At 69.7% G+C, this 18223-nt stretch carries 17 protein-coding genes and 1 pseudogene; 3 read left to right on the top strand and 15 right to left on the bottom strand.

Translation table 11 applies throughout. The features are described 5' to 3' along the window. The 10 genes from V7E09_RS03680 to V7E09_RS03635 all read right to left on the bottom strand — a co-directional run. On the bottom strand, positions 1–2027 hold a 2027-nt coding region (locus tag V7E09_RS03680), incomplete at its 3' end, for an NADH-quinone oxidoreductase subunit G (RefSeq protein ID WP_324523026.1). After that, the gene (gene nuoF, locus V7E09_RS03675) at positions 2024–3343 is read right to left on the bottom strand and encodes an NADH-quinone oxidoreductase subunit NuoF (protein ID WP_324523025.1); all 1320 of its coding nucleotides are present in this window, start codon (positions 3341–3343) and stop codon (positions 2024–2026) included. The genes nuoF and V7E09_RS03680, both read right to left, overlap by 4 nt. Continuing rightward, on the bottom strand, positions 3340–4083 hold the full coding sequence (gene nuoE / locus V7E09_RS03670) for an NADH-quinone oxidoreductase subunit NuoE (RefSeq protein ID WP_324509602.1): 744 nt from the start codon (positions 4081–4083) through the stop codon (positions 3340–3342). The genes nuoF and nuoE overlap by 4 nt, the downstream gene beginning before the upstream one ends. Continuing rightward, the gene (locus V7E09_RS03665) at positions 4080–5456 is read right to left on the bottom strand and encodes an NADH-quinone oxidoreductase subunit D (RefSeq protein ID WP_324509603.1); all 1377 of its coding nucleotides are present in this window, start codon (positions 5454–5456) and stop codon (positions 4080–4082) included. The genes nuoE and V7E09_RS03665 overlap by 4 nt, the downstream gene beginning before the upstream one ends. Next, on the bottom strand, positions 5453–6193 hold the full coding sequence (locus V7E09_RS03660) for an NADH-quinone oxidoreductase subunit C (RefSeq protein ID WP_324509604.1): 741 nt from the start codon (positions 6191–6193) through the stop codon (positions 5453–5455). Before V7E09_RS03660 ends, V7E09_RS03665 begins: the two co-directional genes overlap by 4 nt. Beyond that, positions 6190–6747 (bottom strand): NADH-quinone oxidoreductase subunit B, encoded by a 558-nt coding sequence (locus tag V7E09_RS03655; protein WP_129458027.1) that lies wholly within the window; start codon positions 6745–6747, stop codon positions 6190–6192. The genes V7E09_RS03660 and V7E09_RS03655 overlap by 4 nt, the downstream gene beginning before the upstream one ends. Positions 6748–6768: 21 nt before the next feature. Further along, on the bottom strand, positions 6769–7128 hold the full coding sequence (locus V7E09_RS03650) for an NADH-quinone oxidoreductase subunit A (protein ID WP_324509605.1): 360 nt from the start codon (positions 7126–7128) through the stop codon (positions 6769–6771). A gap of 25 nt (positions 7129–7153) precedes the next feature. Then, entirely contained in the window at positions 7154–8440 is a 1287-nt protein-coding gene (locus tag V7E09_RS03645; RefSeq protein ID WP_324509606.1) for a geranylgeranyl reductase family protein, read from the bottom strand. Between the two features lie 139 nt (positions 8441–8579). Then, positions 8580–10283 (bottom strand): DUF6297 family protein, encoded by a 1704-nt coding sequence (locus V7E09_RS03640; protein ID WP_324509607.1) that lies wholly within the window; start codon positions 10281–10283, stop codon positions 8580–8582. Further along, positions 10283–10960 (bottom strand): ABC transporter ATP-binding protein, encoded by a 678-nt coding sequence (locus V7E09_RS03635; RefSeq protein WP_324509608.1) that lies wholly within the window; start codon positions 10958–10960, stop codon positions 10283–10285. The genes V7E09_RS03640 and V7E09_RS03635 overlap by 1 nt, the downstream gene beginning before the upstream one ends. Between V7E09_RS03635 and V7E09_RS03630 the strand changes: the two genes are divergently transcribed. Further along, the gene (locus tag V7E09_RS03630; RefSeq protein ID WP_442956831.1) at positions 10959–11687 is read left to right on the top strand and encodes a demethylmenaquinone methyltransferase; all 729 of its coding nucleotides are present in this window, start codon (positions 10959–10961) and stop codon (positions 11685–11687) included. The genes V7E09_RS03635 and V7E09_RS03630 overlap by 2 nt on opposite strands. A gap of 9 nt (positions 11688–11696) precedes the next feature. Beyond that, positions 11697–13385 carry a TM0106 family RecB-like putative nuclease gene (locus tag V7E09_RS03625; RefSeq protein ID WP_324509610.1) on the top strand — a complete coding sequence of 563 codons (1689 nt, stop codon included), beginning with the start codon at positions 11697–11699 and terminating at the stop codon, positions 13383–13385. 12 nt (positions 13386–13397) lie between these two features. Here the strand turns inward: V7E09_RS03625 and V7E09_RS03620 are convergent, their stop codons facing one another. Continuing rightward, positions 13398–13850 (bottom strand): hypothetical protein, encoded by a 453-nt coding sequence (locus V7E09_RS03620; RefSeq protein WP_324509611.1) that lies wholly within the window; start codon positions 13848–13850, stop codon positions 13398–13400. Further along, the gene (locus V7E09_RS03615; RefSeq protein ID WP_324509612.1) at positions 13847–14725 is read right to left on the bottom strand and encodes a 1,4-dihydroxy-2-naphthoate polyprenyltransferase; all 879 of its coding nucleotides are present in this window, start codon (positions 14723–14725) and stop codon (positions 13847–13849) included. Before V7E09_RS03615 ends, V7E09_RS03620 begins: the two co-directional genes overlap by 4 nt. 86 nt (positions 14726–14811) lie before the next feature. On the opposite strand from V7E09_RS03615, the gene V7E09_RS03610 reads away from it, so the two are divergent. Then, positions 14812–15066: a PLD nuclease N-terminal domain-containing protein gene (locus tag V7E09_RS03610; protein WP_324509613.1), complete on the top strand. Its 255-nt coding sequence runs from the start codon at positions 14812–14814 to the stop codon at positions 15064–15066. A 26-nt stretch (positions 15067–15092) separates the two neighbouring features. Here V7E09_RS03610 and V7E09_RS03605 read toward each other — a convergent pair whose 3' ends face one another. The 3 genes and pseudogenes from V7E09_RS03605 to V7E09_RS03595 all read right to left on the bottom strand — a co-directional run. Continuing rightward, entirely contained in the window at positions 15093–15770 is a 678-nt protein-coding gene (locus tag V7E09_RS03605; protein WP_324509614.1) for a response regulator transcription factor, read from the bottom strand. Then, complete coding sequence (locus V7E09_RS03600; RefSeq protein ID WP_324509615.1) at positions 15767–18028, bottom strand: sensor histidine kinase; 2262 nt, start codon at positions 18026–18028, stop codon at positions 15767–15769. The genes V7E09_RS03605 and V7E09_RS03600 overlap by 4 nt, the downstream gene beginning before the upstream one ends. Before the next feature lie 7 nt (positions 18029–18035). Beyond that, positions 18036–18223 (bottom strand): annotated as a pseudogene (locus V7E09_RS03595) (cell division protein DedD); the annotation flags it as partial.

Raw genomic sequence — 18223 nt, 5'->3', positions numbered from 1 at the left:
TCCCAGGCACCCAACTCGTCGAACTCCGCCCGGGCGCCGCCGGGGATCCGGAAGCCCAGGTCCGAGCCGAGCGCGTCGGCCAGCATGGCGAGCGCCCGCACATCGGTCATCGGGGAGGGGACCCGCTTGATGACGCGGTTGACGCGTCCGGGGCGGTGCTCCCAGTTCCAGAACGTGCCCGCCTGCTCCTCGATCAGGTCGACCGGGAACACGACGTCGGCGCGCTGGGTGACTTCCGACTGACGCGACTCGAGGCTGACCACGAACCCGGCCTGCTCGATGCCGTCGCGCGTGGCCTGGGCATCGGCGAAGTCGGTGGGCTGGAGCCCCGCCACGACCAGCGCCTGCAGCGTTCCCGCGGCGGCGGCCTGGAGAATCTGGGTTCCGTTGAGGCCCGGCGCGCTGGGTACCTCCGCGCCCCAGGCAGCGGCCAGGTCGACGCGGGCGGCGGCGTCGGTCACCGGGCGGCCGCCGGGCAGCAACCCGGGAAGGCAGCCCGCCTCGACCGCGCCGCGGTCACCGGCTCGACGCGGGATCCACGCGAGCCGGGCGCCGGTACGGTCGGCCAGCTCGGTGAGTGCGCTGAACGCCCCCGGAAGGCCGGCAGCCCGCTCCCCCACCACGATCACGGTGCCGGCGTCGGCGTCCAGGCCCGGAATGAGAGCGGCCTCGGTTCCGGGGACTGCGGCGATGAGCTCCGCGTTCAACTTGGCGAACCCGTTGGACAGGTAGGGCGCCACGCTGACGACGCTGAGCTTGTTCTTGCGGACTCCCTTGCGGAGTCGCAGGAAGGCGATCGCGCTCTCTTCCTCCGGTTCGAACGCCACGCAGATGACCTTGGTCGCGTTCTGCAGGTCGGTGAAGGTGACGCCCTCACCCAGCCGCTTGCCAGCAACCGAGCTGCCCAGGAACTGGGCTTCCTCGTCGCTGGCCTGCCGCGAGCGGAAGTCGATGTTGTTGGTACCCAGGACGGTGCGGGCGAACTTGGAGTACGCGTAGGCGTTCTCCACGGTGAGCCGCCCGCCGGTGAGGACGCCCACGCTCGACCCGGCAGCCTTCAGGCCCGTCACGGCGGCGTCGATGGCCTCGGGCCAGGAGGCGACCCGAAGCTCGCCGTTCTCGCGCACCAGCGGAGTGGTGATCCGGTCCGCCTGGCGGCCGTAGTAGAAGCCGAAGCGGCCCCGGTCGCAGTTCCACTCCTCGTTCACTTCGGGCTTGTTACCCGCCAGGCGACGCTTCACCTGGAAGTGCCGGTGGTCGGCCCGCAGTTCACAGCCCGACGCACACCCCTCACAGGTGGTGGTCGTGGAGACCAGGTCGAAGGGACGGGCCTGGAACCGATAGTCGGCGCTGGTCAGCGCGCCCACCGGGCAGATCTGGATCACGTTGCCGGAGAAGTAGCTGTCGTAGGGGTGCTCCTCGTAGAAGCCCACCTGCTGCAGCGCGCCGCGCTCCACGAGCGCGATGAAGGGGTCGCCGGAGATCTGCTCGGAGAAGCGGGTGCAGCGGGCGCACAGGACGCAGCGCTCACGGTCGAGCAGGATCTGCGCCGACACCGAGACCGGCTTGGGGAACGTGCGCTTGACGCCTTCGTAGCGGGAGGTGCCGCGGCCGTGCGACATCGCCTGGTTCTGCAGGGGGCATTCGCCGCCCTTGTCGCAGATCGGGCAGTCCAGCGGGTGGTTGATCAGCAGCAGTTCCAGGATGCCGCGCTGGGCCTTGTCGGCCTTCTCGGAGCTGACCTGGGTCTTGACCTGCATGCCCGGAGCGCACTCCAGCGTGCAGGACGCCTGCGGCTTCGGCATCCCGCGCCCGTTGCCCATGTCGGGCACCTCGACCATGCACTCGCGGCAGGCCCCGACGGGGTCGAGCAGCGGGTGATCGCAGAACCGGGGGATGTCGACCCCGATCATCTCGGCGGCCCGGATCACCAGGGTGCCCTTGGGGACCTTGACCTCGGTGTCGTCGATGAAGACGCTGATCAGGTCGCTGGCGACGACTTCGCCGGCTTTGGCCTCGACGCTCATGCGTGCGCTCCTTCGGACTGATCGGCGAACAGGGCGCTGCGGCCATAGGGGAACAGCTCCCAGGCCGGCGTGTGGTAGCCCTGCTCGAACTCGGAACGGAAGTGCTTCACCGCACTGGTGACACAGGCGACGGCGCCGTCGGCCAGCGCGCAGAACGACTTGCCGCCGATGTTGTCGCACAGGTCCAGCATCTTCTCGATGTCGCCCTCGGACGCCTTGCCGGCCTCGAAGTCGCGCAGCATCTGGACCAGCCACCAGGTGCCCTCGCGGCACGGGGTGCACTTGCCGCAGGACTCGTGCTTGTAGAACTCGACCCAGCGCAGCGTGGTGCGGACCACCGAGGTGGTGTCGTCGAACATCTGCAGCGCCTTGGTGCCCAGCATCGAGCCGGCGCCTGCCATGCCCTCGTAATCCAGCGGCAGGTCGATGTCGGCGGGAGTCAGGATCGGGGTCGACGACCCGCCGGGCGTCCAGAACTTGAGCTCGTGACCGGCCCGGATCCCGCCTGAGAGCTCCAGGAGCTGACGCAGCGTGATGCCCATGGGAGCCTCGAACTGTCCGGGGCGGGCGACGTGGCCCGACAGCGAGTACAGCGTGTAGCCCTTGGACTTCTCCGAGCCCATCGAGGAGAACCAGGAGGCACCGTCGCGGACGATCGAGGGAACCGAGGAGATGGTCTCGACGTTGTTGACCACCGTCGGCGAGGCGTACAGGCCTGCCACCGCGGGGAACGGAGGACGCAACCGGGGCTGCCCGCGGCGTCCTTCCAGGGAGTCGAGCAACGCCGTCTCCTCGCCGCAGATGTAGGCGCCCGCACCGGCGTGCACCACGATCTCGAGGTCGTAGCCCGAGCCCAGGATGTTCTTCCCGGCGTAGCCGGCCGAGTAGGCCTCGCGCACCGCCTGTTGCAGCCGGCGGATCACGTGGGCGACCTCGCCGCGCACGTAGATGAAGGCGTAGGCGCAGCCGATGGCGTAGGAGGAGATGATGACGCCCTCGACCAGCGTGTGCGGCGAGGCCATCAGCAGGGGCATGTCCTTGCAGGTGCCCGGCTCCGACTCATCGGCGTTCACCACGAGGTACTTGGGGTTCGGGTTGTCCTTCGGCACGAAGCTCCACTTCATGCCGGTGGGGAAGCCCGCGCCGCCGCGGCCGCGCAGTCCCGAGTCCTTCACCACAGAGATGATGTCGGCCGGGGAGGACTTCAGCGCCTTCTTCAGGCCCTGGTAGCCGCCGGTGCGCTCGTAGTTGGCGATCTTCCAGGAGCGCTCCTGGGTCCAGTTCTTGCTCAGGACGGGGGTCAGCATGTCGGTCACTGGTTCTCCTCCTTCACCTCAGCGGCGATCTCGCCGGAGGTCGGCGCGCGCCAACCCCGCTCCTCGGCGATCTGCAGGCCCAACAGGGACGCCGGCCCGGCGCTGGGACCTTCGTCGGCGCGTCCGTCGGGGAAGCCCGCGAGCATGCGCTCGGTGTTGCGCCACCCCGACAGGACAGGGCCGCGCGTGGACTGCACCGGACGCCCGGCGGCCAACTCGTCGATCATCGTGGCGGCCTTGACCGGGTCCATGTTGTCCATGAACTCCCAGTCGACCATCATCACGGGGGCGTAGTCGCAGGCGGCGTTGCATTCGATGCGCTCGAGGGTGAACATGCCGTCGGCGGTGGTCTCCCCCTCGCCGACGCCGAGCTTCTCGCTGACCTCATCGAGCAGGATGTCGCCGCCCATCACCGCGCACAGCGCGGTGGTGCACACCCCCACGTGGTGCTTGCCGCCCGGCTTACGGACGTACATCGTGTAGAACGTGGCCACGCCCGCCACCTGCGCGGTCGAGATGCCCAGCACCTCGGCGCAGGCCTCGATGCCCCGGGGTGAGATCCGGCCATCGACCGACTGCACCAGGTGCAGCATCGGCAGCAGCGCCGAACGCGGCTCGGGGTAGCGTGCCGCGATCTGGCGCATCTCCGCGATCGTCTCGTCGGTGATCGACGAGGCGGTGTCGGTGTAGTCGATCGAACCGGACTCGGGGAAGAACGACTGGAACTCGTGACCGCTCACCGGTCAACACCTCCCATGACGGGGTCGAGCGAGCCGACCGCAACGACGACGTCCGAGATCATGCCGCCCTCGCACTGGATCGGGATGGACTGCAGGTGATTGAACCCTGGGTCCCGCATGTGAACGCGGAAGGGCCGGGTGCCACCGTCGGAGACGACGTGGCAGCCGAGTTCGCCCTTGGGGGACTCGATCGGGACGTAAGCCTGTCCCGCAGGAACCTTGAACCCCTCAGTGACCAGCTTGAAGTGGTGGATCAGGGCCTCCATCGAGGTCCCCATGATCTCCTTGATGTGCTCGTGGCTGTTGCCCTGCCCATCGGGTCCGACGGCAAGCTGGGCGGGCCAGGCGATCTTCTTGTCGGCGACCATGACGGGCTGCCCGACGGACGCCTCGAGCCGGTCAGCGCACTGCTTGACGATCTTCAGGGACTCCCACATCTCGTCGAGCCGGACGCGGAACCGGGCGTACCCGTCGCTGCTGGGCCACTGCTCCGGTTCGCCGTCGGCGGGCACCGGCCAGGCGCACACGTCGAAGTCGTAGGTCTCGTACCCGCAATAGGGCTGCTGCTTGCGCAGGTCCCAGGCGTAGCCGGTGGAACGCAGCACGGGGCCGGTGACGCCGAGCGCCATGCAGGCCGACAGGTCCTGATGGCCGATGCCCATCATGCGACCCTTGAAGATCGGGTTCTCATTGCAGAACGTGGCGTACTCGGGGAGGTGGTCCTCCAGCCAGGCGATCACGTCGCGCAACTGGGCCAGCCCGTTCTCGGGCAGGTCGTTCGCGACACCGCCGGGCCGGATGTAGTTGTGGTTCATGCGAAGCCCGGTGAGCGCCTCGAAGAAGTCGAGGATCACCTCGCGCTCGCGGAAGCCGATCGTCATGACCGTCAGGGCGCCGATCTCCATGCCGCCGGTGCCGACGGCGACCAGGTGGGAGGCGATCCGACACAACTCCATGGTCAACACGCGCAATTCGTTGGCGCGCTCGGGGATCTGATCCTCGACGCCGAGCAGGCGCTCCACCGCGAGGCAGTAGGCGGCCTCGTTGAAGAGGGGGGCCACGTAGTCCATGCGGGTTACGAACGTGCCGCCCTGCACCCAGGTGCGGTACTCCATGGTCTTCTCGATGCCGGTGTGCAGGAAGCCGATGGCCGGACGGATCTTGGTGACCGTCTCGCCGTCGCACTCCAGTTCCAGGCGCAGAACGCCGTGGGTGGAGGGGTGCTGCGGGCCCATGTTGATGACCATGGTGTCGTCGCTGCGTTCGGCCTGCTCCTGGGCGATCTCCGCCCAGTCCCCGCCCATGGCGGTGTAGACCGCGTCCGCCGGCTCCTGGCCGGGGGATGCGTAGTAGTCGTGGGTGGTAGCGCTCATCGGTAGGTCCTCCGCTGATCCGGGGGCGGCACGACCGCACCCTTGTACTCCACGGGAATGCCGCCCAGCGGGTAATCCTTTCGCTGGGGGTGGCCGACCCAGTCGTCCGGCATCAGGATCCGGGTCAAAGACGGGTGGTCGTCGTAGATGATGCCGAACATGTCCCAGGCCTCCCGCTCGTGCCAGTCGGCGGCGGGGTAGACAGCGCAGACGCTGGGGATGTGCGGGTCGGCGTCCGGGCAGGTCACCTCGACGCGGAGGCGACGATTGTGGGTGAAGGACTGCAGGTGGTAAACGGAGTGCAGTTCGGCACCGTCGTCGGTCGGATAGTTGACCCCCGACACGCTCATGCAGCCCTCGTAGCGCAGATGGGCGTCGTCGCGCAGGGCGGTGACGACCTCGATCAGCTTCTCGCGCGGGACGAAGAGCGTCAGCTCGCCACGATCCACCAGCACATGGCTGAACGGATCCGTCACCAGCGACTCCAGGCGTGCCACGACGCGCTCGTCAGCCTCATCCAGCGGGCGGGCGCTGTAACGCTTGGGCAGGTACTCGCGGACGATCTCGCCGTAGCCGGAGGTGTCGGGCGAGCCATCGGACCACATGCCGCGCCGGGTGACCGGGGGCTGCGGGCCGGGTTGGGCGTCCTCGCGCTCCAGGCCCGCCTCGGGGGCCGAGTCCGCACCCTCGACGGGGTCGGAGATGGTCTTCTCCTCGCCGGGCAGCTTGTCGCTCATCGCATGAGCCCCTTCTGCTCCAGGGTCGGCGTGGCGATCAGGGCCAACTCTTCGAGGTCTTCCAGGACCTTGGCGCGGTGGGCGCCCATCGGGTCCTTCAAGACGATCTCGCGCAGCTTGAACATGCCGTCGATCAGCATGTCGGGACGCGGCGGGCAGCCGGGCACGTAGACGTCCACCGGGACGATGTGGTCGCCGCCCTGGACGATCGCGTAGTTGTTGAACATGCCGCCGGCGCTGGCGCAGACGCCCATTGCCATGACCCACTTGGGGTTCGGCATCTGGTCGTAGACCTGCCGCATGACGGGGGCGAACTTCTGGCTGACGCGGCCCGAGATGATCATCAGGTCTGCCTGACGCGGCGAGGCGCGGAAGACCTCCTGGCCCCAGCGTCCGGCGTCGAAGCGCGGCGTGCCGAAGCTCATCATCTCGATCGCGCAGCACGCGATGCCGAACGTTGCCGGCCAAAACGACGTGCGTCGCATCCAGCCCGCGACGGCTTCCACGGTCGTGGTGAGGATGCCCTCTTCGGGCAGTGCGTCCTCGATACCCATCGGTGAGTCCTTTCTACCCGGTCAGTCCCACTCCATGCCGCCGCGCTTGTACTCGTAGAAGTACGCGATGCACAGCAGCAGGAGGAAGGTGATCATGGCGAAGATGGCGAACAAGCTCAGTTGATCGAAGGCGACCACCCAGGGGTAGAGGAAGGCGATCTCGATGTCGAAGACGAGGAACATCATGGCGGTGATGTAGTACTTGACCGGGAACCGGCCGCCGCCCGCAGCCCGAGGGGTGGGGTCGATGCCGCACTCGTACGGCATGTATTTGCTCTTGTTGTAGCGCTTGGGCCCGACGAAGAGCGAAGCCAGCACCATCACCCCCAGCAAGGCTGCCGAAAAGAACAGCACCCCGAGGATCGGAATGTAGGGGCTCATCGCACCCTTCCCTTCTGGTGACGCGTCATGCGGACGGCACCACCTTCGTCATCGCCGTGATGGTCTTGTCCATCCAGTCACCATCAGTGGTGTCGTACAGGTGAGCGAGAAGCTTCATCGTGAATTTCATCAAGGTGGGCCTGGGCAAACCGTATCGCGTACACAGACGCATGACCTCGGGTCGCTCGATCAAGGCCACGAAGACCTGCCCGAGCCGGTAATAGCCACCCCACTCGGCCTCCAGCCGCGAGCGGTAGCCGGTCAGCGCCTTCTCCGCGGCCCGTGAACCGAACCCGCGCCCGTGAGCGTCGGCGATGGCGTCGGCGGCCATCTCTGCGGCCTCCATGGCGTAAGGGATGCCTTCACCGTTGAAAGGGCTGACCATGCCCGCGGAGTCCCCCACGAGCACAAGACCACGGGTGTAGGCCGGTTTGCGATTGAAACTCATCGGCAGGGCGGCCGAGCCGATCTCGCCCACCTGATTCTCGGGGCTGAGGCCCCACTGCCGCGGGGTGGAGCCGTGCAGCCACGTCTGGAGCTGCTTGCGAACGTTCATCTTCTGGCTGGTGGCCGTGCTGTTGACGGTGCCGAGGCCCACATTGATCAGACCGTCGCCGAGCGGGAACATCCACGCGTAGCCGGGCAGGAGGTTGGACGCCCCCGGCTCCCCGTCCCACAACTCCAGACAGGACTCGATGAAGTCGCTGTCGGCGCTGGGAGAGCGGAAGTAGGCGCGCGCCGCGACACCCATGGGACGCAACTTGTTCTTCTCCAGGCCCATCGCCAGCGCGATCCGGCTGGAATTGCCGTCCGCAGCCACCACGATGGGGGCCCGGAACTCGCGGCCGTCCTTCGCCCGGACGCCGACGATGCGATCGGAGGCCGCGTCGAGGATCGGCTCGGACGCGTTGGTCTCCTCGTACAAGGTGGCGCCCGCCTTCACCGCGAGCCGGGCGAGCATCTCGTCGAAGTCGCCCCGTTTGCGCGTGAGGCCGTAGTTGGGGAAGGAGGCCAGCTCGGGCCACAGGAACTCGAACGGCTCCGTGCGCCCCGCATAGGTACGCAGCCCGATGTTGTGCACCCAGCCGGCGTCGGTCGAGACGTCGACGCCGAGCCGGATGAGCTGCTTGGTGGCGCGCGGGGTCAGCCCGTCGCCGCACACCTTGTCACGTGGGAAGGCCGACTTCTCCAGCAGGCTGACGTTCAGGCCGCGATCAGCCAGCCACTTGGCCGTTGCCGAGCCTCCGGGACCGGCCCCCACGACGATCACATCCGACTCGACCACCGTCGGCGCCGTGCGCTCCTCGGTCATCGAATCCCCACCTTCTGTCCACTCCCACGACGGGTGTGCCTCGCGTCAGTTTAGGCAGTTCAAACCAGTTGCGCCATTTGACGCGGCACACAGCAAAATCCCAAGCCAGAACCGCATAATTAGGCTAGATCAGGCTTGCCTAATTGGGTCGTTTGGAGCGTTCCGTGTCCAGTTGCTCGCGCTGCTCCTTGGCCTGTTCGGTCAGTTCGTCGGTGTTCAGTCCCGAGCGCAGGAACAGGGCCACCACCAGGGCCAGGCCGAGCGACCAGATGGGGTCCTGGTTCAGCAGCACCGGCACGACGATCAGGGTCGCGACGTCGAACCCGCGCAGCAGGTTCAAGGCCAGCGTGGGAGGCATCGCGCCCGCCGCCGTCGCCATCATCGGCACCCCGAAGTCCACCGGCTTGGCCGTCTGCCAGCGCACCGCACCCAGCAGCCCCGCTGCACCACAGGCGACCGCAACCGTGGACGCCTGCAGCACGTCGCGGCCCACCCCGCCGACGATCCCCGCGAACGCGGGCGCGACCAGGAGGGCCCAGACGAAGGCGAGCACACCCGGGATCACGAACAGCGCCGTGCGGATCGAGCCCGTCGAGAACGGCAGCGTCCGCGCCAGGCCCTTCGTCCGCGACAGGACGCGCAACGCCCCCAGCGTCGGGATCAGGGCCAGCATCAGCGCGATGGCCGAGAGCCAGGGCGCCAGGAGACCCAAGCCGACGGCCTCGCAGGCGTACGGGGTCAAGGCGGCCGCGGCGACGCCCAGGAGCGGTTGCGGGAACCGGATCAAACGCTGTGCGTCGCGCCACACCAGCGCCCACACCCCCGACCAGTGTCCCCGTGCGGGCCGCACGTGCCCGCGGGCGATGGCGCGCCGGTCGACGATGATGTCGCGCATCAGGCCCAGGTCCAGACCGAACATCGCTCCCTGCAGACCAGCCACCAGCGACCCCCCGCTGGTCAGCCGGGCGCTGCGGAACTCCTCCAGCCGACGCCGGGCCAGCACGGCCGCGAGCACGAGCAGGACCGCGCCCGCCGTCGCGAACGCGTACGGGGCTAGGCCGAGCGCGTCGGGCGGCGAGAGCGCCACCCAGCCACCCGCCACGGCCACCATCAGCAGGAACACCCCCGCCGCACAGGCGGCGAGCAGTCCCTGCACGACCCGCAAGACGACGGTGCGCTCGTAGGACTGCTCGACCGCAGCCCACGCCACCAAGCCCGCGACGCTGAGCGCGGCCGCCACCGTCCAGGCCACGATCACCGCGGGCGGCTCCCCCGCCACGCCGACGATGGCCGCCATGGCGATGGCTGCGGCCGCGAACGCCAGCCCGAGCGCCGACCAGAGCCGCATCCGCAGGAAGGGCGAACGCCGTACCGGCGCCATGAGAAGCCAGAACCCCTCGGCGGAAGAGGCCAGCACCGGCCCCACCAGGCACGCCACCGACACCGCCAGCGCGGCCAGCGCGAAGTACATCCCCCAGGGGACCAGCATCCTGCCGTTGAGGCAGGCGGCGGTGTCGCAGGCCGCCGCCTTGGCCTGGCTGCCGATGACGACGTTGGTGGCCATCGCACCGATCATGACGACGCTGAGGATCGCGATGTAGGCGTCCGAAAGGACCTGCCACAGCGTCCGGGTGGCTCTGCCGCGCCGCCATTCCCGCACCAGCCCTTGGAGCGCGGCCTCGCTCGCCTGGCCGCCCTCGACCGGGGCGGGGGCGAAATCCCAGGCCCGCTGCGCGTACTCGGCGTACGGGTCGGCGACGGGTTCGGGGCGGCGCCCCTGCTCAGGGACGATGTCCGGAGCCTGCTCGATGCGGCGCGCGCGCCGCCTGCTGCTCTTGGCCATCAGGCGACCGTCTCCTCGACGTCGGAGCCCGAGCCCCCCGACCCGCCGCTGAGATGCACCTCGCGGGTGGCGACCTCCCGGACCAGGTAGGGATCGTGCGACGCGAACACCACCGCCAGGCCCTCCTTGCGCTCCGCCTGCAGCCGGGCGGCGAGCCATGCGACGCCCTCGACGTCGAGACGCTGCTCCGGCTCGTCCAACACCAGCAGCCGGCGCGGACGCACGAAGGCCGTTGCCAGGGCCAGCCGTCGACGCTGGCCAGAACTCAGCGTTCCCGGGAGTTGCCCCGACTGCGGCACCAGTTCGACCTCCGCCAGCACCGCGTCCACGAGCGGCTCGGGATCGGCGACGCCGTGGGCGCGAGCCAGCAGATCCAAGTGCTCCACGACCGACAAGTCGGGGAAGAAGTCCAGATCGTCGATCACCGACGCCATCCCCCGCCGCACGTCGGCGCTGGTTTCGCTGAGCCGCTGCCCCTCGAACTCGACCCGCCCCTCGTCGGGGCGCACCGCCCCGATGAGCATGCGCAGGATCGTGGACTTGCCAGCGCCATTGCGCCCCGTCAAGGCCACCGCCTCCCCCGGACGGACGCTGAGGGAGAAGTCCGAGACGATGGGAACAGGCCCAAAGGACTTGGAAATCGAGGTAGCTGTGAGCACGGGTGCGCGGGACGCCATGGTCCAAGTCTGGCAGGATCATCAGGTGCAGAAGTTCGATGCCCGAGCCACGCTCGCCAAACGGCGCGCCGATGTCGCCGAGATGTTCGACGGGGTGGCGGGCCGCTACGACCTGATGAATGACCTCATGACGGGTGGGCTGCAACGTGCCTGGCGTCGCGAACTGGAACGCAGCATCGCGCCAGGCCCGGGGCAGCGGATCCTCGATCTGGCGGCCGGGACGGGAACGTCCTCGCGTCGCCTGGCCGATTCCGGCGCGCTCGTCATCCCCGCCGATCTCTCGTTCAACATGCTCGCCGAAGGCCGCAAGCGCCAGCCCGACCTCCCCTTCGTCAACGCCGACGCGCTGCAACTGCCCTTCGCCGACGACACCTTCGACGCCGTCACCATCAGCTACGGCCTGCGCAACGTGGAGGACACCGCCGCCGCGCTGAGCGAGATGCGCCGGGTGACCGCCCCGGGGGGCAAGATCGTGATCGCCGAGTTCTCCACCCCCACCTGGGCCCCGTTCCGCGCGGTCTACCGGGAGTGGATCATGGCGACCCTGCCGGCGCTGGCGCGTCCGTTCTCGTCGAACCCGCGCGCCTACGACTACCTGGCCGAGTCGATCCTCGCCTGGCCGGACCAGGAAAAGCTGGCCGGCCTGCTGAGCGCCGCGGGCTGGAACGACGTGGAGTGGAAGAACCTGTCCGGTGGCATCGTGGCGCTTCACCGGGCGGTCGCCTAGGAGGTCGGGGTGGGCTTCGTCCTGGACGCCTACGCCGCCCGCAGCTGCCCGCTGAAGACGGTCTACCGGTTCACCCCCGGCCTCGAACCTCCGGTCGACCGGCTCCCCGATCCGCCGTTCTTCCACGACGCGGACGCCATCGAGGCGGCTGTGTTCGCCCGGCTGCTGGCCTCCGACGACGAGACGGCGGACCTGCGCGACCTTGCCGCGCCCGACTCGGCGACCGCCGAGCGCGCCACCATCGCTGCGATGCGCGCGGGCGCGCCGATCATCCTCGCCCCGGTGCTGCCGCGCGACGACGCGGGCCACCGGGCCGGACGCCCCTCCGCGCTGATCCGCGAGGCCGGCGACGGCCCCGGCTATCACCCGGTGCAGATCAAGTTTCACCGCGTCCTGGAGACGGTCGGACCGGAGTCCCCACCGCTCAGCGCGACCACGCTCGACGCGCCGCGCCGGCTGCTCGCCGTCCCCGGGCGCGGCTATCGCTGGCGGCACCGGCTGCCCGCCGCCCTCCAGGCGGCCCACTACTGGCGGCTGCTGGAGGCCTCCGGCCATGCCGCCGAACGACCCTTCGCAGGCGTCGTGGGGTTGGATCAGATCGGGTGGGACGCCCAGGCACCCCAGCCACTCATCGCCTGGCTGGATCTCAGTGCGCCGCGCGTGCCGCCGAACCCCGACACCACGCCGATCCCGGCGCAGGCTGCACCGATCAGCACGTTGCGGCGCTACGACGCCGAGTTCGCGATGCGCGTGTCCCTGGCGTCCGATGCCCTCGGCGCCGCCCCCGGCGATCCCCCTCCGCTCACCCCGATCCTGACCTCGGAGTGCCGCGGGTGCGTGTGGCGTCCACGCTGCACCGCCCTCCTCGATCCCGACGACCTCACGGTGCGGATCACCAAATCCCCTCTCGACTCCCACGAGGTCACCACGCTGCGTGCCCTGGGGCTCGGCACGGTGACGGCGCTCGCCGGAGCCGACCTCGGCACCCTGCTGCCCGCCTACCTGCCGCGGGTGAGTCACCGGGAGGACGCCGAGAGCCGGATCCTGCGCGCCCACCACCGCGCCCGCCTCCTCGCGTCCGGCGTCGAACTGGAGCGGGAGACCTCTGGGCCGCTGCCGCTCCCGCCACACGAACTGGAGATCGACGTCGACATCGAGACGTCCGCGGAGGACCGCGTCTACCTGTGGGGGTTCTGGGTGGACGACCGGGTCTCCGGAGTCTCCTACGCCCGCCAGTTCGCGGCGTTCGAGGATCTCGACGCGGCGGGCGAGCAGGCGCTGGCCGGCGAGGCGATGGCCTGGCTGGCCGACCTCGTTGCCGGGCGCGACGCGGCCGTGTATCACTACTCCGACTACGAGGTCGTCCGGCTGGGGCGGCTCGCCGGCCACCTCGGCGGGGTCGGGGTCTGGGCGGCGGCCTGGGCGGCCGAGCACTTCGTGGATCTGTTCAGCGTGGTGCGGGAGAACTTCTTCGGCGCGAACGGGCTCGGTTTGAAGGTGGTGGCCTCCGCGGTCGCCGACTTCGCCTGGCGCGATGAGGATCCGGGCGGTCTCAACTCCCAGTCGTGGTTCGCCGACGCGGTGCATGCCGGCGATGCGCTCGCGCGTGAGCGGGCCCGCGTCCGGGTGCTGGAATACAACGAGGACGACGTGCGCGCCACCTGGCATCTGCGGCGCTGGCTGCGCACCCAGGATTGAGGACGGCTGACCTCAGTCGGCGGCGCGTCGTCCGGGCGCGGCCGACTTGCCCCGCTCGACGACCTCCCCCAGGTCGCCTGCGTCGGCGAGACGCTGCGCGAGCCGCTGCGACGTGCGGCGCCCGAACCAGGCCAGCCCGCCCAGCTCGACCTCGCTGAGCGCGCGCCCGTGCCGCACGCTCACCGCGGGGACGCTGATGACCCCGGGCTGCAGTTCGATCGACGCGATATCACCCCACTGGACCTCACCGTGGCCGGGCAGGTGCACCCCGAAGGGTCCGTGACGCACCACCATGCTCACCGCCAGCCAGGCCGTGGCCGTGGTACCGGCCAGGCACACCCCGGCGAAGATGAACCCCGACGGGGCGCTCAGCATCAGGAAGCTGGCCACGCCGACGCCGACCCACACCGCGCACAGCGCGGCGGTCAGCCACACCATCGGACCGATCAGCAACGTCTGCTTCATGCGGCGATCACCGCCCCGACGAGCAGCAGCGCCGCCGCCGTCAGTTCCGCGATCCCGGTGGTCTTCAGGGCCGGGATCAAGGCCCGACCGTCGGCGCCCCCCAGCACCGCGATGACGGGACGGATCAGCACGCCCAGGCCGAGCAGCCCCAGGAGCAGCCACCACGTCGTGGTCGCGGCTGCGGCCACGATCCCGAGGGCCCCGAGGAGGATCAGCCCGGCGTACAGCAGCCGGGTGCCCCGATCGCCCAGCCGGACCGCCAGCGTCCGCTTGCCGGACGCCGCATCTCCGCGCCGGTCGCGCAGGTTGTTGGTCACCAGGACGGCCGACGCGAGCGCCCCCGCGAACACGCCCGCCGCCCACGCGGGCGGCGGCGCCGTCAGCGTCTGGACATAGGTGGTGCCCACCGTCGCCACGAGCCCGAAGAACACGAACACGAACACCTCACCCAGACCCGCATAGCCGTAGGGGCGGCGTCCCCCCGTGTAGTACCAGGCCGCCAGAATGCAGGCGACACCGACCACGAGAAGCCACCACTGGCCGGTCAGCAGCACCAGGATCAGACCGGCGACCGCGGCCACACCGAACGCGGCGAAGGCCGCGCGCTTGACCGCCGCCGGTGTCGCGGCCTTGGATCCCACGAGCCGCATCGGCCCGACCCGGTCGTCGTCGGTGCCCCGGACGCCGTCGGAATAGTCGTTGGCGAAGTTCACCCCCACCTGCAGGGCGAGGGCGACCACGAGGGCCAGGCTCGCGGGGAGCCATTGCCCGCCGTGGAGGGCGACCGCGACCGCGGTCCCTGCCAGGACGGGCGCGATCGCCGCGGGAAGGGTACGCAGCCGCGCCCCCTCAACCCATTCGGACGTACTCGCCACCAGCGCTCCCCTCACTCGCCGGACCTGGCTCACGTCACCGGGTGCGGCCCACCCATCTTTCCACGCACCCTGAGTAGATTGGTCCCATGCCCCGCGTCATCCTCGTGATCGCCCTGATCGCCCTCATCCTGTACGCACTCATCGAGGCGTTTCAGGCCGACAGGGATCGGGTGCGGCTGATGCCGCGCTGGCTGTGGATCGTCGCGATCCTCCTGCTGCCCGGCGTGGGTGCCGCAGGATGGCTGCTGGCGGGGCGTCCTCGGGCCCGCGGCCACGGCGGTGGCGAGCCGGGGCGTCCCCTTGCTCCCGACGACGACCCCGACTTCCTGCGCCGCCTGTAAGGCCACCGGGCGAGGGGCAGCCGGCCTCACACCCGCGGTTCGACCGGCGGGACGATGCCGTCTTCGACGGCACGCCGGAACAACTCCAGCTTGGAGGCGGCCGGACGGTCGACCTGGGTGTACTTGGCGCGGATCCGCTTGAGGTACTCCTTGACGGAGTTCTCGGTGATGTAGAGAGTGCGTCCGATCTGGGGGATCTCCAGGCCAGCCGCGTACAGGCTCAGCACCTCACGCTCACGCGGCCCCAGCGCGGCCGCGACGTATCCGGCGTCGCCCTCGATGGCGGCCAGGATCTCCTGGCTGATGACCTGGCGGCCATGCGCCACGGCCACGATGGCCTCCACGGTGTCGGCGATGGGGTCGGCTTTCCGGCACACCCCGTCCGCGCCGCCCGTCAGGGCTCGACGCAGCAGGCGCACATTGTCGGCGATCGAGTACACCAGCACCCGGTAGCCCTCAGCGCGCAGCGCCTCGGCGTTCTCCTTCGGATCGGAATCGTCACCCAGATTGAGATCCAGGAGCACCACATCGGCGATGTGCGGCTCGGTCGAGGATGAGCCGACTGCCAGGAACTCGGCGACGGTCGCTGCCCCCTCGCGCACGCCCGCGAACCGACCGCTGGCCCGCAGCGCAGCGGCCATGCCGACGCGGATGGCCTCATGGTCGTCGATGATCGCCACCACAATCTCGGGGGCATAATTCATGTCTGGCTCACCACAATCGTTCCGTCATTGAGGACTTTTGTCAGCGTAGAGCCGTTTGCGTCCGCCTGCACGATAGTTACGGCTTCGTCATATCCCTCTGGCGCCGTACGCGCCACAATACGGCCTGACGTGGCGTTGGTGACCAGATCCACCAGATGCCGGACAGCGGAGCGACGCACCTCCTCGCCGAGCGAGGAGCCTCGGTTGTCGATGAGGGTGACGTCGATACCCCGCATACGGGCCGCCATGACGGCCGCCGACAATGCCGGAGCCGACAGGTTGCTGGATTTGATGCCATCGCGCAACCGCCCTTCCAGTGCCAGGCATTCCTCCCGGTCCACTTGGGTGATCGGATAGCTGGGATCACGCAGTTTCTCCAGCATTCCACCGAACTCCTCGCGCATATCCGCAAGCCACACCTCGCGCAACACCAAAGCGGCGAACGCCTCGGCGGTCGCCGCGGCCGCGCTCTCGCTTTGTCTGCGAGCCGCGTCCAGGTCACCTTGCACATGCGTCATCCACGCCAGCAGCATCTCCGCGACGATCAACCACGCGATCGGCTCCGCGGCGATGACCAACTCGGGCCAGATCGTCACCTCGGCCACCACGGCCGAGACGACCAGCAGCAGCGCGCCGGTCACCGCCAGCAGCCATGCAGCGAACCGCTGGACGCCGACCAGCAGCAGAACGGCCACGACGGACACCCCGCCCGCCAGCCACGCCTGATGGATCGACCACGGCGCCGACGACGCCAGGAGCCCGAACGCCGTCGCCCCCAGACCCAAGCCCACCACGGCGACGGTGCGCACCCGAGTGAACGGATGCCCGAACCGCACCAGCGCCACCCATGCGGAAGCCAACAGGCATCCCACCGCTGCGGAGGTGGCTGCGGGGGCCGCCGGGAAGGAAGCCAGCATGCCGCCGATGGCGCTCACCAGGACGCTGATACCGAGCACCCACCCCATCGGCCCGAACGTGATCGCGGCGAAGATGGGCGGCAGCGCGTTGCCGGAGGCGTCCCCCTCGTCCACCTCATCCGAGGCCCACGTGAGCACCACGGTCGTCCCCGCCCCCGGCTCGCTGGAGATGGTGGCGTCCCCGCCCGAGGTGCGCATCCGCTCACGCAGCGACAGCCGGATCCCCAGCCTGCGTTCAGGCACCATGGCGGTGTCGAAGCCGACCCCATCGTCGGCGATCTCGACCCGGGCGCTGACGCGTCCGTCCACGGCGGCGATGCTGGTGGTGACACCGATCACGTTCGCGCGCGCATGCTTGTCGCCGTTCAGGACGGCCTCCCGGGTCGCCTGAGCCAGCGCCCTGACGGCCTCTGCCGGGATCGGGCCGGCCCCCTGCTCCACCGTCCCGGACACACGCACCAGGGGGCTGGTGGCCAAGGCGGCCTCCCCGATGAGCTGCTCGACGTGGATGGGGGCGAACGAGACAGCGCCGTCGTCGCCCACGACGTGGGCTTGCAGCCGGGCGATCGCGTGGTTGGCCAGCTCCGTGACGTGGGGATCGTGCGAGCCTGCGCTGCGTGCGGCACCGACCAGCGTCGTCATGACGTGGTCGTGGATGACGGCGTCGAGCTGGCTGCGCTGCGCCTCCAAGGTGGTCTGGATCGCCGCCTCCGACTCCAGCCGCCGCGCCTCGTTCACACGCGCGTCCACGAGGGCGGCCTGCCGCCTCATGTGCGCGAACAGCAACACGATCAACAGCGGCTGCACCCCCACCAGGAGGGCGTCTTGGACCGCCACGAACGCGGCCACCGCGCCGCCGCTCGGCGAGATCCGCACCACGATGAACGCCACCGACATGAGCGTGCTCGCCACGATGGCCACCACGGTGTTCCAGCCGATACACAGCACCACCGCCGCGGCTCCGATGCACGGCCAGAACCAGGGCGCCTCGGTGGCCGGACCGCCCTGCCAGGCGAACGGCCAGGTGATCAGGCCCCCGGTGACCGCCAGCGCGAACAGCATCGCTGGCACCTTGACGCCCCGCTGCCCCCAGGCATAGATCGGCATGAGGGCGCTCGTCCCGGCCAGCGCCCCGCCGATGATCGACAGCCACATCACGTTGAGGTGGCTGAGCTGGCCCGCCGCGAACGCCAGCGCCCCCAGGCTGGTCGCCATGGTGATGAGCGCGCCGACCCGGTCGGTCCACCCCAGGAAGCCCGCCTGCGCCAAACCGGAGCCCCGGCGAGGACGTGCGGGAACCGGTTGTTTGGCGGGGGTCGGATCGGATGCGAGCCTGGTCATCGAGGCCTCAGCTCACGGTCCAGTCGAGCAGGCCGTCCGCGTCGAGCACTCCCTCGGGCCACACGGCCCGGACGATCCCCGCAGCGGCGAGCGCTTTCCGGCACCCCGGACACGGCTGATCGGTGATATAGGCGCTGGCCCCCGACGTGTCACGGGTCGAGAACAGCAGCGCATTCACCTCGGCATGGATGGCGA

The sequence above is a fragment of the Propioniciclava sp. genome, assembly GCF_036744435.1.
In the GTDB taxonomy this organism is placed as follows: Bacteria; Actinomycetota; Actinomycetes; order Propionibacteriales; family Propionibacteriaceae; genus Propioniciclava.
Note: the sequence above shows the minus strand (reverse complement) of the source record. Positions and strands in the feature narration are given on the sequence as shown.